Below are 13,588 nucleotides of genomic sequence, written 5' to 3' on the forward strand. Positions count from 1 at the left end.
AATTAAATACTTAGCAACTCATTATACAACTCTTCGTTACCAGCCAATACGGCTTGGTTAAGCTTATCTTTCCATTCTAAAACGGAAGGATCGTTGCTTGTAATCTCAGCAATTACTTTTCGTATTTTACTCACTTCGTAATACTTCAACGTTTTTAGCACCTCAATATACTCAGCAATTAGTTCGGCATTAATGCTTGTTTCAGCAACCACTTTATCTTGGCTTTCATCAGCTAGGTGCTCACTTATTTCAGTATGCGTTTTCTTGAGCGTAAACCAAAAAGCAGAACCATGTTCGCCATCCGATTCAACGCCAATTTTTCCACCATGCCCTTCAATGGCCATCTTACAAAAGGTAAGTCCCAAGCCAGTGGAACGGTTGTAGCCTAAATCTTTCGCTTCTACCTGTCCGAATTTTTCGAATATCTTAAATTGCTGTTTTTTTGGTATACCCCTTCCCGAGTCTTCTACTTTTATTTTAAGGTATTCGCCACCTTCTTCTTTAGCTATCAAATGCACTTTCCCATTGTTGGGCGTGTACTTAATGGCATTGCTCAATAAGTTAATTAACACACGTTCTACAAGGTCATTATCAGCCAGAATTGTTAGATCGGTTCGTATGGTGTTTTCAATGGCGATGTTTTTTTCTTTGGCAGGTAAAATAATTTGGTCGATGGCTTTATTAATCGCTTGTGAAAGAAGGTTTGTTTCCGGCTGTATATTCATCGAGGCATCTTCAAATTTTTGAATATCCAAGATGTTTAGCACCATATTCAACATCTGCATGGCTTGCTGCTTAATTTTTACGTTCGAAGCCTGATTGATTATGGTATTAAGCGGATTCTTCAAGTCGTGTACAATCATACCCGTCATGGTTTCTTTAAAACGATCTAACTCAACTAATTTGCTATTGATGGTCTCAATCTCTTCTTTCTGCTGAGCCAATACTGCATTAGCACGTCGTTTTTGAAGCAAACCTCTAAAAATGATAACAGCCAAAATCAAAAGGATAGAAGCCCCAATAAGTAAAACATTTCGAAGCTTTTTCTCTTGTTCCAAATGTAGATCCTGAGCGGCAATTGTTTGTTCTTGAAGCTGAATTTGCACCTCTTTTTTCTCGGTTTGATAGCGTGTGGCGATCTCTTCCATGGCCTCCGCTTTTTCTTTGTTATAAAGGGTTTCTTTAATCTCCATGCGCATTTGTGCATACTGATAGGCCGCTTTATACTCACCTTTAAGCCCATGAGCTTCCATTAAGCCCTCTAAGATAGAAATGCGTTTAAACGGTTGTTCTATCGAATCGGTTGCTTGGAGTGCCGTGCGCCCCATGTCGATGCTTTTCTGAAGGTGTTTGCTCGCCTTCGTTAAATCGTACTCATGCAAATGCCAATACGCCATACTGGTGGCAGATGTGGCAACGTTTGGGTAATCGTTCAGCTCCAAACCAATATTAAGTCCTTTCTCATGAAAATCATAGGCTATTCGTCGATCAAGACTGTCGTACACCATGCCAATGTTACTATAGGCTCTACCCAATTGTAAACGGTTACCGTTTTTTTCACAGTAGTCAAATACTTTGGTGTAAAATTCGAGCGCTTTGGTATAGTTACCCGCTTTTTTATAGGTTATTCCCAGGTTGGTGTTGCAAGCATCAATACCATATTCGTCGCCTAGCTCTTTAAATATTTCCAAAGCCTCTTCGTAAGCTTTAATGGCACTTTCCTCTTGGAACGAAACTCGATGGATGCTTCCAATACTTAAGTAGCAAATAGCAATTCCTTTTTTGTCGTTCATCGATTCAAATACGGACAATGCATCGTAGTAGCCTTGTACGGCTTTTGCAAAAGCACCTTGGCGACGGTGAATGAGCCCTATGTTAAGGTTAGCTTTGGCTTGCTGAAGCGTATCGTTGATAAGTGCTGAGTATTCTTTTCCAGTGGTGTAATAGTCGATGGCCTCGTCGTAGTTGTACAAATCAAACATCATGGAGCCTAATTGGTGGTAACAATAGGCTTGCTTTACTAGATAGACAGAATCTTTACTCTGGTCATTAAGGGCGTTTAAAATATTCAGACTGCTTAAATAGTTGTCCGCCGCTGTTTCGAATTCTTTCTGTTCTTCATATTCATCAGCCAGCTCAATGTATAATTGGGCTTTCTTAAATTGTTTCTGATCTGATGAGGAATTACCCAACTCTTCAATCAACACATTAAGGCTGTCGAAGGTGTTTTGCTGTGCAAAGGGCGACATGCAAAAGATAAATAGTGCAATAAGAATACCAGTGCGCTTCATATTTTCTATTTGTGTTTATTTGGTAATAAGGTAAAGATACTAATTGTTCAATAGTGGCATAATAAGATAAACATCAAAGAAATACCATTTGTTTCTCACGGCCTCCATTCTATGCATAACAGGTGAAAAAACAACCTCTAAATATACGCTGTAATATTACCATGCTTGGTGCAAAATAGTAAGCAAAAAGTTACCAATGCAGTTTTAACAATTAATAATTATTCATGCATCTATTCGAATATTTTCATCAACTTGCTCTATTTTTGTAGTTAATAGAAAATAGCATAATATCGCCTAATTAAACGAAGATGCATTGAAATAACAATAGAGCGATGCATTATTAAACAAATCAAGTTTTCTGAAAACAAACTTACGATCTCATATGTTTGATTAGTGCCCAAAATAATTAACGAAGGTCAAACCTTTGTTAATTAAGAAATTGATTACTGTAACAAATTGAAATTCGATTATATGTCTGTGAAAGGAGCTGAATTGAGCTTTGAAGATTTTAAGAAAGAAGTAAACGAAGATTATAAAATAGCTTGTGTAAGTCGTAACATGAGTTTGTTAGCCCGCAAAGAAGTGCTGGGAGGTAAGGCAAAGTTTGGTATTTTTGGCGATGGAAAAGAGATTCCACAAATTGCCATGGCCAAGCAATTTAAAAAAGGAGATTGGCGCTCGGGATATTACCGCGATCAGACTTTTATTTTGGCCGCCGGCATGACAACGCCAAAGGAGTTTTTTGCTTTATTATATGGTGAAACACGCACCGAGTTAAACCCTGATAATGGTGGTCGCTCGTTTAATAATCACTTTGGAACGCGCACTATAGATGAAAAAGGTAATTGGAAGCGTATTTCAGAAATGAAATGTACGGCTTCTGATATTTCTCCAACAGCTGGACAGATGCCCCGTTTGGTTGGTTTGGCTATGGCTTCTAAACTGTATCGTAACAATCCTGGATTAGCTGATTTTACTGAGTTTAGCAATGGAGGTAACGAGGTGGCTTTTGGAACCATAGGAGATGCCAGTACATCGGAGGGACACTTTTTTGAAACTTTGAATGCTGCAGGTGTACTACAAATACCAATGGCTGTTTCTGTATGGGACGATGGTTATGGCATATCTGTTCCTAAAAAGTTTCAAACAACAAAAGAAAGCATTAGTAAAGCGATGAAGGGCTTTGAGAAAGGGCCTAAGGATACTACTGGTATGCTTATCTACAATGCGAAAGGTTGGGATTATGCTGGTCTTTGTCAGATGTACGAGGAAGGCATTAAAAAATGTCGTGAGCAACATGTACCAGTTTTATTTCATGTTGAGGATCTGACACAGCCAGTTGGGCATTCTACAAGTGGGTCGCACGAGCGTTATAAAAGCAAAGAACGACTTGAGTGGGAAAAAGAATACGATGGTTTGGCGCAGATGCGTAAGTGGATGATAGAAAGCAATCTGGCTACAGATGAGGAGTTAGTGAAAGTTGAAGGAGAAGCTCTAAAAGAAGTGAGGGCGGCTCAAAAGGAAGCTTACACCGAATTTAATGACGCCTTTAAGACTGAACGTCGAGAGCTTTTGGATATTATTACACGTAAGGACTGTGTCTGTAACGACATCAAGCAAGCTGAGATTGATAAAATAGTTGCTGGCTTAAAAGCATCATTAGCCTTGAGTCGCAAAGAAATATTAAGTGCTGCTCGAAAGGTGTTGCGCTACTTTTGTTCGGCCTGTACCAAGCCGAGTAGTATGAAAGTAGAGCTGAAGGCTTGGGTGAAAAAATACAGCGAACAAGGTCGTGAGGATTATAGCGCGTGGTTGTATAGTGAGGATGAATATTCTGCTCTAAAGGTGCCGGTTGTTAAACCAGCTTTCGACAAGAATGTGGTGAACGTACCGGGCAGGGAGATTCTTCGTGACAACTTCGATTATATTTTTGAGCATAATCCAAAGGTGGTGACTTTTGGTGAAGATACTGGATTTCTTGGAGGCGTAAATCAAACGCTTGAAGGCATGCAAGCTAAATATGGTGAGCTCCGCATTCGTGATACGGGTATTCGCGAAACGACTATAATGGGTAAAGGCATTGGAATGGCATTGCGTGGATTACGTCCAATCGCTGAGATTCAATATTTTGACTATCTCTTGTATGCTTTGCAAACCATGAGTGATGATTTGGCAACAACCCGTTATCGTACTAAGAATGGTCAGAAAGCCCCTGTTATTGTAAGAACCAGAGGCCATCGCTTAGAAGGAATCTGGCACAGTGGCTCTCCTCTTAGCATGGTTATTAATTCCATCCGTGGAATATATGTTTGTGTGCCTCGCGATATGACGCGTGCAGCAGGTTTCTATAATACACTTTTAGCGGGTGATGATCCAGCTTTAGTTATTGAGCCTTTAAATGGTTACCGCTTGCGCGAACCGCAACCAAATAACATTGGTGAGTTTAATATACCTTTAGGCGTGCCTGAAATTATCTCTGAAGGTAATGATGTTACACTGGTGACCTATGGATCATGTGTACGTATTGCTCAGGAAGCTGTGAAGCAATTAAAAGAAATTGGAGTGTCGGTTGAATTGATTGACGTACAGACTTTATTACCTTTTGATATACATGGAATAATTGGCGAATCGGTTAAGAAAACCAATCGGGTTGTATTCTTCGATGAAGATGTGCCGGGTGGGGCTACAGCCTTTATGATGCATAAAGTGGTTGAAGAGCAAAAAGCTTTCTATAACCTAGATGCTGCTCCTCGAACTATTACAGCTAAGGATCATCGGCCAGCCTATGGTACCGATGGTGATTATTTTAGTAATCCGAATGCTGAGGATGTGTATGAGTGTATTTATGAAATAATGGCGGAGTCAGATCCGAAGAAATTTCCAGCGATATATTAAAGAAAAAAGCTGAGGGTGTCCAAAAAGTAAGCTCGCTCATCGAGCGTAGTCGAGATGAAATTTTATTAATTCTGATTATCAACTAATAATCACTTCGACTTAGCTCAGTGAACGGATGCTTTCAGAGTTTTTGGTCATCCTCAGTATAATAAGTATAGACCGTGTTAAAGATTGCCAAATTTATTCCATGGTACTATGTTTGCCACACTTCTTTTTTGCTCTTGATTTCCACCGTATACCAGATATTTCTCAATACGCTCATCCTTTGCAATATTTTCAAAAAAGAGTAGCCCTTTAAATAAATCGGACATAATGGTTTGTGTTGACTTTAGCTCATATGCTTTTAGGTGATTAGTTTCGTCAGTTATAAAGTCTACTTCGTGCCCTCCAGAATCCCTCCAAAACCAAGTATCATGAAAAGTATCGTTATGATACATTTGTTTGTGATATTCTGCGATCATCATGTTTTCAAATAAGATACCTTTTAATGGGTGTGTGTGCACTTGCTCAGAAGAATGTATTTTAAGTAGGTGGCACAATAATCCGGTATCGTAAAAATAGAGTTTAGGTGTTTTTACGATTCTTTTTTTGAAATTTTTATAATAAGGATTTAAAGTAAAAACAATATAACTGTGCTCTAAGGCCGATAGCCATGATTTTGCTGTTGGTTGAGTGATGTCACATTCATTGGCAATGTTGTTAAGGTTTAATAACTGTCCGGCTCTAGTGGCACATAATGCAATAAAGCGTTTAAATGCCCGCATGTTTCTAATGGATACAAGTTCGCTAACATCTCTTAGTAAATAGGTTTGAATGTAGTTGGAATAAAATGTGCGAGAGGGAATGTTTCGATCATAAATAGCAGGGTAGTAACCTTTAATTGAGTTGTATAGATAATCTTCATTTAATAGGTTTTCTTTTTTTAACTCTGAATGATCAAATGGAAATAACTTTAATATAGCAACACGTCCGGCTAAGCTTTGTGTAATTTTTTCCATCAAATGAAAGTTTTGAGAGCCAGATAAGATAAATTGTCCCATCGTACCACTTTCATCTACCAATGTTTGGATGTATGAAAATAATGAAGGTACCCGCTGAACCTCATCAAGTATGACTTTTGATGAGAATTGTGCTAAAAATGCATTTGGATCACTTTCTGCAAAATGTCTGTTGTCCGGGTTTTCAAGGTTAATATAGCGATAGTCGGCAAAGGCATTTTTTAGCACGGTTGTTTTACCAGCTTGTCTTGGACCCGTAAGCGCAATTACCGGGTATTTACTCAGCATGTTTCGAATCGATGCGGCTATTTTTCTTTTAATTACCATACTTTAGTAAAAGTATATAAAATGAGGATATTAGACAAGCGAATTTTGAAATTACATAAACTAAATTTTGAAATTACACAAATTTAATTTTGAAATTGCGAGTTCACAAATAAGTAGTACACTATGTGCTTATCTAATGTTGGTGAGAAGTATGAAAGTTATATCGGTTCCGAATTACTCGGGATAATTAGCAAAATGGCTTATAGCGCATTTTGTAATACATTTGGTATTATACTCTTTTTCCCATCAACTTTATCACCATAAACAAAGCTCCGAAACACAATAGATAGGATATCCATATCGGAAATCCGAACGCGGTCGGAATGGTGCCGCCTAGTATGGCGATTAGAGCGACAGTTATTGCATATGGCATTTGTGTTCGCACGTGATGAATGTGGTTACATGAGCAGGCAAGTGAACTTAATATGGTTGTGTCAGATATTGGAGAGCAGTGATCTCCAAGCACAGATCCTGCTAATACGCAGGACACCACATTGTAGAATATGGCATTTATTTCGGCTGAACCCAAACCAGCTTCCTGTCCGATTTTATAGACTGCTGGTAACATCAATGGGTATATAATGGCCATGGTTCCCCAGCTTGAACCTGTGCTGAATGCTATGAACGCTGAAAATAAAAAAGTCAGTGCTGGAATAAACATCGGATTTATTTCAATGCCAACTAAAATGTTGGTTATGAAATCAGCCGTATGCAGGTGTTTTGTTAAAAGAGCTAAGGACCATGCCAATGAAAGAATCAGTAGCGCATGAAACATGGTTTTAAAACCATTGATAAGTCCTTCTATGCTTTCCTTCAAGGATAAAAGGCGTTGAGCCGAAGTAAGAACGAGTGCTGCAAAAACACCTGCTAACGAAGACCATATTAAAGCGGTAAAAATATCTGCATTGCCAATGGTTTGTGACAGTTTACCTGTAAAAGAATAGGAATGACTGTTCCAAACACTATCTTCCCATCCAGTATAAATTAAGCCACTAATGGTGCCAATAATAACAACTAAAACGGGAATTAGCGCATTAAACCATCGAGCTTGAATGTTATCGGATACCGAAAGCTCTTTCATTATTTGCGGACTGTGTTGTTTATCCGATTTATTAAATGAAAGCTTGTTTTGTACAGCTTGCTTCTCCGATTTTAACATTGGGCCAAAATCGCGTCTTTGCCAAATAAGTATCCCAACAAATGCAAGTGTTAGAATGGGATAAAACGAATACTTGAGGGATTGTAGAAAAACAGCATAGGCCGTTGTTTGTAGCCCAATGCTGGTGATACCTTCTTGAATGTAACTTAATTCAGCACCAATCCATGTTGTAATAAATGCAATAGCCGCGATTGGGGCAGATGTTGAATCAACAATGTAAGCTAATTTTTCGCGCGATATTTTTAATTTGTCAGTTACCGGTCGCATAGTATTACCAACTACTAGGGTGTTGGCATAATCATCAAAGAATATTAACAAACCCATCAGATAAGTTATGAATTGACCCGATCGTCTGCTTTTGGCATATTTTGATAGAATATTTACAATGCCTTTCATGCCTCCATTCATCGAGATGAGCGTCACCATTCCTCCAATCAACATGCAAAAAATAATGATTGATAAATGATCTTTATCCAATAAAGCATGCATTAGGTAGGTATCAACAACGGCAAAACCACCCTTAGCTATCGCAATAAAAAAGTTGGCACCCGCGTATTTAAATAGGCAAGCACTCCCAAATAACAGGCCTACAAAAAGCGATGAAAAAACCTCTTTAGTTAGTAAAGCCATAATAATGGCGATAAGAGGCGGTAGAATTGATAGCCACAAAGGAATGGGATTTATTTTCTTTTGTGTAATAACATGGGTGTCGATGAGTTGGATTTCTGATTTTTGTTCAAATACATGATCAACAAATAGGCCTTTTTCATCCTCATTTAAATCAATTCGAACACCATTTATTAAGAGTTGTGGTGTGAATTTTTCATTTACCGTACCTTCTAAGCGTATTTCGGTTTTCAAACCTTTCATTACAGCAGGAGGAAGCTTGATCTCTAGTTTTTTGTTATGTGCGAAACCTGAGAAGGAAAGGCTACTTACAAGGGTAAATGTTAATAGAAATAGAAACCGGGCTTTACTGAATTTTAGCATAGAAAATTGAGATAATGTATTACAAGAAACATTCAATTTATAAAAGAATCAAAGAAATTTAATAATTAATTTAGGTCAAGGTATTGATGGAAAGCAGAATAATTTGTAAATTAATGTTAAAATTAAGGTGTTTGAACATATTTAAGATATCTGATGTTCAATTCTTAGCGGGGGCTTGTAAGCAATAATCTTAATTTTCTGATAATAGAATAAGGAGGAATTGGGAATGAAAAGTTTAGATTTTAATATTTTTGATACACACCTTCCAAAGCTTAAACCGGCTAAAGGAAGGATATTGATTGCGGAACCGTTTTTGCAAGGACCGTATTTTAATCGTTCCATTATTATCATAACTGAACATGGTGAAGATGGAGCCGTTGGTTTTGTTTTGAATAAGTCATCAGATTTATATCCCGATGAGGTGATTGAAGATTTATTTAACTTTAAAGGAGAGATGTTTATTGGAGGACCGGTTTCATCAAACACCTTACATTTTTTACATACGCTAGGAGATAAGGTGCCAGATTCAGTGCAGATTAGTGATAAGTTGTATTGGGGTGGCGATTTTGAAAAAATCAAAGAATTAATTAATTCAGGATTGGCCGACTATAAGGATGTGAAGTTTTTTGCAGGTTATTCTGGTTGGTCTCCTGGCCAACTCGAAGAAGAGATTGAATCAAACTCATGGATCGTATCAAATTTAGACGACGATGTAATTATGAATTGTGAAATTGATGATTTCTGGCGACTATCCATGGAAAGTCTTGGTGACATACACAAAGTATGGACTAATTTCCCTGAGAATCCATCAAATAATTAGTGACATGCTCGTTTAGTAAAAGGTTTAGTTTTTTGCTAAGCTGGCAAAAGTAACGTTTTTGTTGAATGCCCACCACCCATTGAATTCCTTGAATAGCATTGCTTAAAAATAGTTCGTCCGCCGCTAATAGCTCATCCAACGAAGCGCCAGCTACTTCTTGTACTTGCCAGTCTGCTTGCTTCATTATTTCAATTAATTGAGCGCGCATAATACCTTCAACACATCCCGATGTTCTGGATGGCGTATAAACTACCTGATCTTTTATCCAATATAGATTCGATGCTAAACTTTCAATTATCAAATTCTGATCGTTCACAATTAAAACATCATCAAGATTCTGTTCCTTTTTATACAAGCCTGCCATTACAAACAAAAGCGAGTTGGCCGATTTGAAACGAGAAAAGCGCGTTGTCGGTTTTTTATCTTCTTTATATACGTCAAGAAGAATGCCTTTGCTATTTAAAGTGTAGTTATTTGTATTTAAAGGCGTAGCCTCAATTAGGTAATTGGTGTTGTTTCCCTCTGGTGTGTATAAACCACCATCTTCTCTGAAAACAGTTAGGCGTATTCGGGCATCTCCAAAAATCCTATTTTTACTTATTAAGGACGAAATTTGCGAATTAAGTACATCAAGAGGAGGTAGGCTATGGCAGTTCATTTTAAGCTGCGCCATCGCGTTTAATAAGCGTCTGTAGTGATCTTCAAAAAATAGGGCTTCTTGCTGTATGCAGCGAATGGTTTCAAAAATGGCATCGCCGTATCTGAAGGCTCTGTTCGAAGCAGAGATGACAGGTTCGTCAGCCTTTATTTTAAGGCCATTCAGGCAAATGTATTGTTGCTTATTCATTTGCTTGGTTTAAGATAGATTTACAGGCTGGTATTATGGATGCATTAGCTTCAATTTTAAAACATTGTTTCAATCCAGCCGATTTTCCTGCTTCAATATCACGAGGTGAGTCTCCAATTAAAAAGGATTTATTTACATCGATTTGATGTTCTTCAATGGCACGAAGAATCATTCCTGGTTTTGGTTTTCTGCACTCGCATTCTGATACACTATTGTGATGTGGGCAATAGTAGATAGCCGTTAGTTCAATGTTGTTTTTTTGAAGCTCATCCTGCAAATAAGCATGCACCTTCTTAACATCATCTTCCGAATATTCTCCCTTAGCAACACCACCTTGATTGGTCACAATAATGAGTTTGTAAGCGCCATCAATAAGGCTTCTTAAACCTTCGAAAACATCCTTGTTTATTTTAAAGTCCTCAGGTCTAAAAATATAATAATGCCCTTCATCATTATTAATTACACCATCACGATCGATAAAAACGGCTTTGTGCATATTTATGAATTTAGAAGATGGCTAATAACTCCTGAAAGAAGCGAGTCAACAACGAAGGATTAAAAATAACAGGAAAAAACATCCCATAAACAGCTCCCCAAAAGTGCGCGTCGTGGCCAATGTTATCCATGTTTCGTTTCGACATTATTCGGGAATAAATCAAGTAACCTACTCCCAATAATATGCCTGGAACGGGGATGAAATAAAGATAAATAATTCCGTATGGATCGTATAAAATGCTTGCAAAAACTAAGGCAGAAACAGCGCCTGATGCACCAATGGCATTGTAGTAATAATTATCTTTCTCCTTCATGTACGAGTACAGACTTGAAATAACAAGTGCAGATAGGAAAAAGAATAAAAACACGATGCTACTATTGCCAGGTAAGCTTTGCTGAAAATAATATATAACCGACCTTCCGAATGACCAAAGGACAAACATGTTGATTAATAAATGTCCCCAGCTTCCATGAAAGAAACCATGACTAATTAAACGGATGTATTCCTTTTTGTGCTTAATCTGATAGGCGTTAAATCGGTATTTGTGAATTAACTCCAGTTGGCTAAAACCTGCTATACTCAGTGCGCATACAACTATGATGATGATGATTGAAATATCCATTCTATTATTTATAAGATTAACGATTAGAGATTAAGGATTAATCAATTTATATAATCTCTTATCACTAATCATTTATCGTGTTTAGTGCATTATTTTAAAAACAAGTTCTTTCAATAGTTCACCTGGTTCGGTGGTTGAGCTATTGAAACCTTTCGACTTCATGTCGTATTCTCTTAGCAGGCTAATTACTTGTATTACTTTTTTCGCCGGATAATGACGCGCTCCAGTGGTATAATCCTGTACAAAAAACGGATTTATCTTAAGGGCTGATGCCACACTGTGCTTCGACTTATCTGGCAGATAATAGTATGAAAGTAGCTTTTGAAAACAAGAGAAAAGCGTAACCGTGGTTACTTGTATCGGGTAAGCTTTGGGATTTCTACCAAAGGCCAGAATTATTTTATTGGCCTTGGATACATCTTTGGCAAGCACTGCTTTTTGTAATTCAAAATTGTTATAGTCTTTACTTACTCCAATGTTTTTTTCAATATGTGCTGAAGTAATTTGTTTAACCGACGCACCAATTGCCAATTCCAACTTATCTAATTCGTGTGTGATTTTTGATAAGTCAGTTCCTAAAAACTCAGCCAAAAGTGCAGATGCTTTGGCATCAATGGTTTTACCTTTCGACTGTAAATAACTATTAACCCACTTTGGTACTTCGTAATCGCGCAGTTTTTTCGATTCAAATAGAATGCCGTTTTTCGCGATGCTTTTATAGAGTTTTTTCCGCTTATCAAGTGTTTTGTATCGATAGTTGATAACTAAAACAGTTGAATTAAGCGGATTTTCACTATAAACCAAAAGATCTTCTATGCGCGCAATGTTTTGAGCTTCCTTTACAATAATAACCTGGTGTTGCGCCATCATTGGATAACGGCGCGCAGCCATGATTACATCTTCGGCTTCTATATCCTTACCATACAATGTGGTTTGGTTGAAGCCTTTTTCCTCTTCACTTAGTACATTATTGGAAATATAATTGGTGATTTCATCAATATAATATCCCTCATCGCCCATCAAAAAATAGATGGGCTTGTACTTCTTCTGTTTTAAATCTTGTATTATCTGCTCAAAAGTCATTCTAATAGTTTGTTAGTCCCGATAGCTATCGGGATAGGCAGTAGACAGAAGCTAAATGAAATAATTCTGCTAACTATTTTGTAAACCTTAGCAAAGGCTATTCTCCAATTTTTGTTTAGCACAAAGCGCAGCTTCCTTAGTCTTAATGATTAGTTGTCAAACTTAAGGTGTTTCACCGATTTACCATTGTTCTGAATTGTGCCCATTGCTTTGATTCCGATTTTCAAATGTTCATGCACATAATTCTCAGTCACAACTTTGTCACTTTCGTCTGTTTTAACACCTGTTGAGATCATTGGTTGATCAGAAACTAATAATAAGGCGCCAGTTGGAATCATATTGCAAAAACCAACGGTAAAGATAGTAGCCGTTTCCATATCAATGGCCATGGCACGGGTCTTGCCAAGATATTTCTTGAAGCGCTCATCGTATTCCCAAACACGCTTATTGGTTGTAAATACGGTACCTGTCCAATAGTCACGTTCCTTATCACGGATGGTACTGGAAACCGCACGTTGTAAGCTAAATGCTGGTAGGGCAGGTACTTCAGGTGGTAAATAGTCATCAGAGGTACCGTCGCTTCTGATAGCTGCAATTGGTAAAACTAAATCACCTAATTTGTTTTTCTTTTTCAAGCCACCACATTTACCTAAAAACAATACCGCTTTGGGCATAATGGCACTTAGTAAGTCCATCATGGTAGCTGCATTGGGACTTCCCATTCCAAAGTTGATAATGGTTATGCCATTGGCCGAACAGTTTGGCATATTACCACCTTGACCCACTATAGGTGCATCGTACCATTCTGAGAATAATTCAACGTAATGGTTGAAGTTGGTAAGTAGGATGTAGTCGTCAAAATCTTCAAGCTTTCTTCCTGTATAACGGGGTAGCCAGTTATCAACAATCTCTTTTTTTGTTTTCATAGGCATTGAATTAAAAGATGTGATTATGGATTTTCTTCAGGTAAGGTGTGTTGTTCCTGATGAAGAAAAACCAGGGATTTTTTATTTTGGTCTGCTAAGGTAACTTTTTCTCTCTAATTTGATTTACTTTGTTC

10 protein-coding genes are annotated in these 13,588 nt (G+C 37.7%); 2 read left to right on the plus strand and 8 right to left on the minus strand.

What is annotated here, in order from left to right; genetic code table 11:
- Window positions 1-2: 2 nt before the first annotated feature.
- Entirely contained in the window at window positions 3-2,291 is a 2,289-nt protein-coding gene (locus tag ACRD7B_RS11610) for a tetratricopeptide repeat-containing sensor histidine kinase (protein WP_430824729.1), read from the minus strand.
- 471 nt (window positions 2,292-2,762) lie between these two features.
- On the opposite strand from ACRD7B_RS11610, the gene ACRD7B_RS11615 reads away from it, so the two are divergent.
- Window positions 2,763-5,186 carry an alpha-ketoacid dehydrogenase subunit alpha/beta gene (locus ACRD7B_RS11615; RefSeq protein ID WP_430824730.1) on the plus strand — a complete coding sequence of 808 codons (2,424 nt, stop codon included), beginning with the start codon at window positions 2,763-2,765 and terminating at the stop codon, window positions 5,184-5,186.
- A 164-nt stretch (window positions 5,187-5,350) separates the two neighbouring features.
- Here ACRD7B_RS11615 and ACRD7B_RS11620 read toward each other — a convergent pair whose 3' ends face one another.
- On the minus strand, window positions 5,351-6,511 hold the full coding sequence (locus ACRD7B_RS11620) for an ATP-binding protein (RefSeq protein WP_430824731.1): 1,161 nt from the start codon (window positions 6,509-6,511) through the stop codon (window positions 5,351-5,353).
- A gap of 229 nt (window positions 6,512-6,740) precedes the next feature.
- A complete protein-coding gene (locus tag ACRD7B_RS11625) occupies window positions 6,741-8,660 on the minus strand; it encodes a Na+/H+ antiporter NhaC family protein (RefSeq protein ID WP_430824732.1) in 1,920 nt (639 codons plus the stop codon).
- Between the two features lie 226 nt (window positions 8,661-8,886).
- Between ACRD7B_RS11625 and ACRD7B_RS11630 the strand changes: the two genes are divergently transcribed.
- Complete coding sequence (locus tag ACRD7B_RS11630; RefSeq protein WP_430824733.1) at window positions 8,887-9,480, plus strand: YqgE/AlgH family protein; 594 nt, start codon at window positions 8,887-8,889, stop codon at window positions 9,478-9,480.
- Here ACRD7B_RS11630 and ACRD7B_RS11635 read toward each other — a convergent pair.
- From ACRD7B_RS11635 to ACRD7B_RS11655, 5 genes are all read right to left on the minus strand, one after another.
- Window positions 9,449-10,327 carry an aminotransferase class IV gene (locus ACRD7B_RS11635; RefSeq protein ID WP_430824734.1) on the minus strand — a complete coding sequence of 293 codons (879 nt, stop codon included), beginning with the start codon at window positions 10,325-10,327 and terminating at the stop codon, window positions 9,449-9,451. The genes ACRD7B_RS11630 and ACRD7B_RS11635 overlap by 32 nt on opposite strands.
- The gene (locus tag ACRD7B_RS11640; RefSeq protein WP_430824735.1) at window positions 10,320-10,823 is read right to left on the minus strand and encodes a D-glycero-alpha-D-manno-heptose-1,7-bisphosphate 7-phosphatase; all 504 of its coding nucleotides are present in this window, start codon (window positions 10,821-10,823) and stop codon (window positions 10,320-10,322) included. The genes ACRD7B_RS11635 and ACRD7B_RS11640 overlap by 8 nt, the downstream gene beginning before the upstream one ends.
- 10 nt (window positions 10,824-10,833) lie before the next feature.
- Window positions 10,834-11,445, minus strand: a complete 612-nt coding sequence (locus ACRD7B_RS11645; RefSeq protein ID WP_430824736.1) for a rhomboid family intramembrane serine protease — start codon at window positions 11,443-11,445, stop codon at window positions 10,834-10,836.
- 81 nt (window positions 11,446-11,526) lie between these two features.
- The gene (gene holA, locus ACRD7B_RS11650; protein WP_430824737.1) at window positions 11,527-12,528 is read right to left on the minus strand and encodes a DNA polymerase III subunit delta; all 1,002 of its coding nucleotides are present in this window, start codon (window positions 12,526-12,528) and stop codon (window positions 11,527-11,529) included.
- Between the two features lie 149 nt (window positions 12,529-12,677).
- Window positions 12,678-13,454 carry an AMP nucleosidase gene (locus ACRD7B_RS11655; RefSeq protein ID WP_430824738.1) on the minus strand — a complete coding sequence of 259 codons (777 nt, stop codon included), beginning with the start codon at window positions 13,452-13,454 and terminating at the stop codon, window positions 12,678-12,680.
- Window positions 13,455-13,588: the final 134 nt, after the last annotated feature.

The organism is Carboxylicivirga fragile, assembly GCF_050589805.1.
Taxonomy (GTDB): domain Bacteria; phylum Bacteroidota; class Bacteroidia; order Bacteroidales; family Marinilabiliaceae; genus Carboxylicivirga; species Carboxylicivirga fragile.

Coding starts and splice junctions, on each gene's coding strand:
- ACRD7B_RS11610 (WP_430824729.1), bottom strand. CDS start 2,291: ATGAAGCGCACTGGTATTCTTATTGCACTATTTATCTTTTGCATGTCG.
- ACRD7B_RS11615 (WP_430824730.1), top strand. CDS start 2,763: ATGTCTGTGAAAGGAGCTGAATTGAGCTTTGAAGATTTTAAGAAAGAA.
- ACRD7B_RS11620 (WP_430824731.1), bottom strand. CDS start 6,511: ATGGTAATTAAAAGAAAAATAGCCGCATCGATTCGAAACATGCTGAGT.
- ACRD7B_RS11625 (WP_430824732.1), bottom strand. CDS start 8,660: ATGCTAAAATTCAGTAAAGCCCGGTTTCTATTTCTATTAACATTTACC.
- ACRD7B_RS11630 (WP_430824733.1), top strand. CDS start 8,887: ATGAAAAGTTTAGATTTTAATATTTTTGATACACACCTTCCAAAGCTT.
- ACRD7B_RS11635 (WP_430824734.1), bottom strand. CDS start 10,327: ATGAATAAGCAACAATACATTTGCCTGAATGGCCTTAAAATAAAGGCT.
- ACRD7B_RS11640 (WP_430824735.1), bottom strand. CDS start 10,823: ATGCACAAAGCCGTTTTTATCGATCGTGATGGTGTAATTAATAATGAT.
- ACRD7B_RS11645 (WP_430824736.1), bottom strand. CDS start 11,445: ATGGATATTTCAATCATCATCATCATAGTTGTATGCGCACTGAGTATA.
- holA (WP_430824737.1), bottom strand. CDS start 12,528: ATGACTTTTGAGCAGATAATACAAGATTTAAAACAGAAGAAGTACAAG.
- ACRD7B_RS11655 (WP_430824738.1), bottom strand. CDS start 13,454: ATGAAAACAAAAAAAGAGATTGTTGATAACTGGCTACCCCGTTATACA.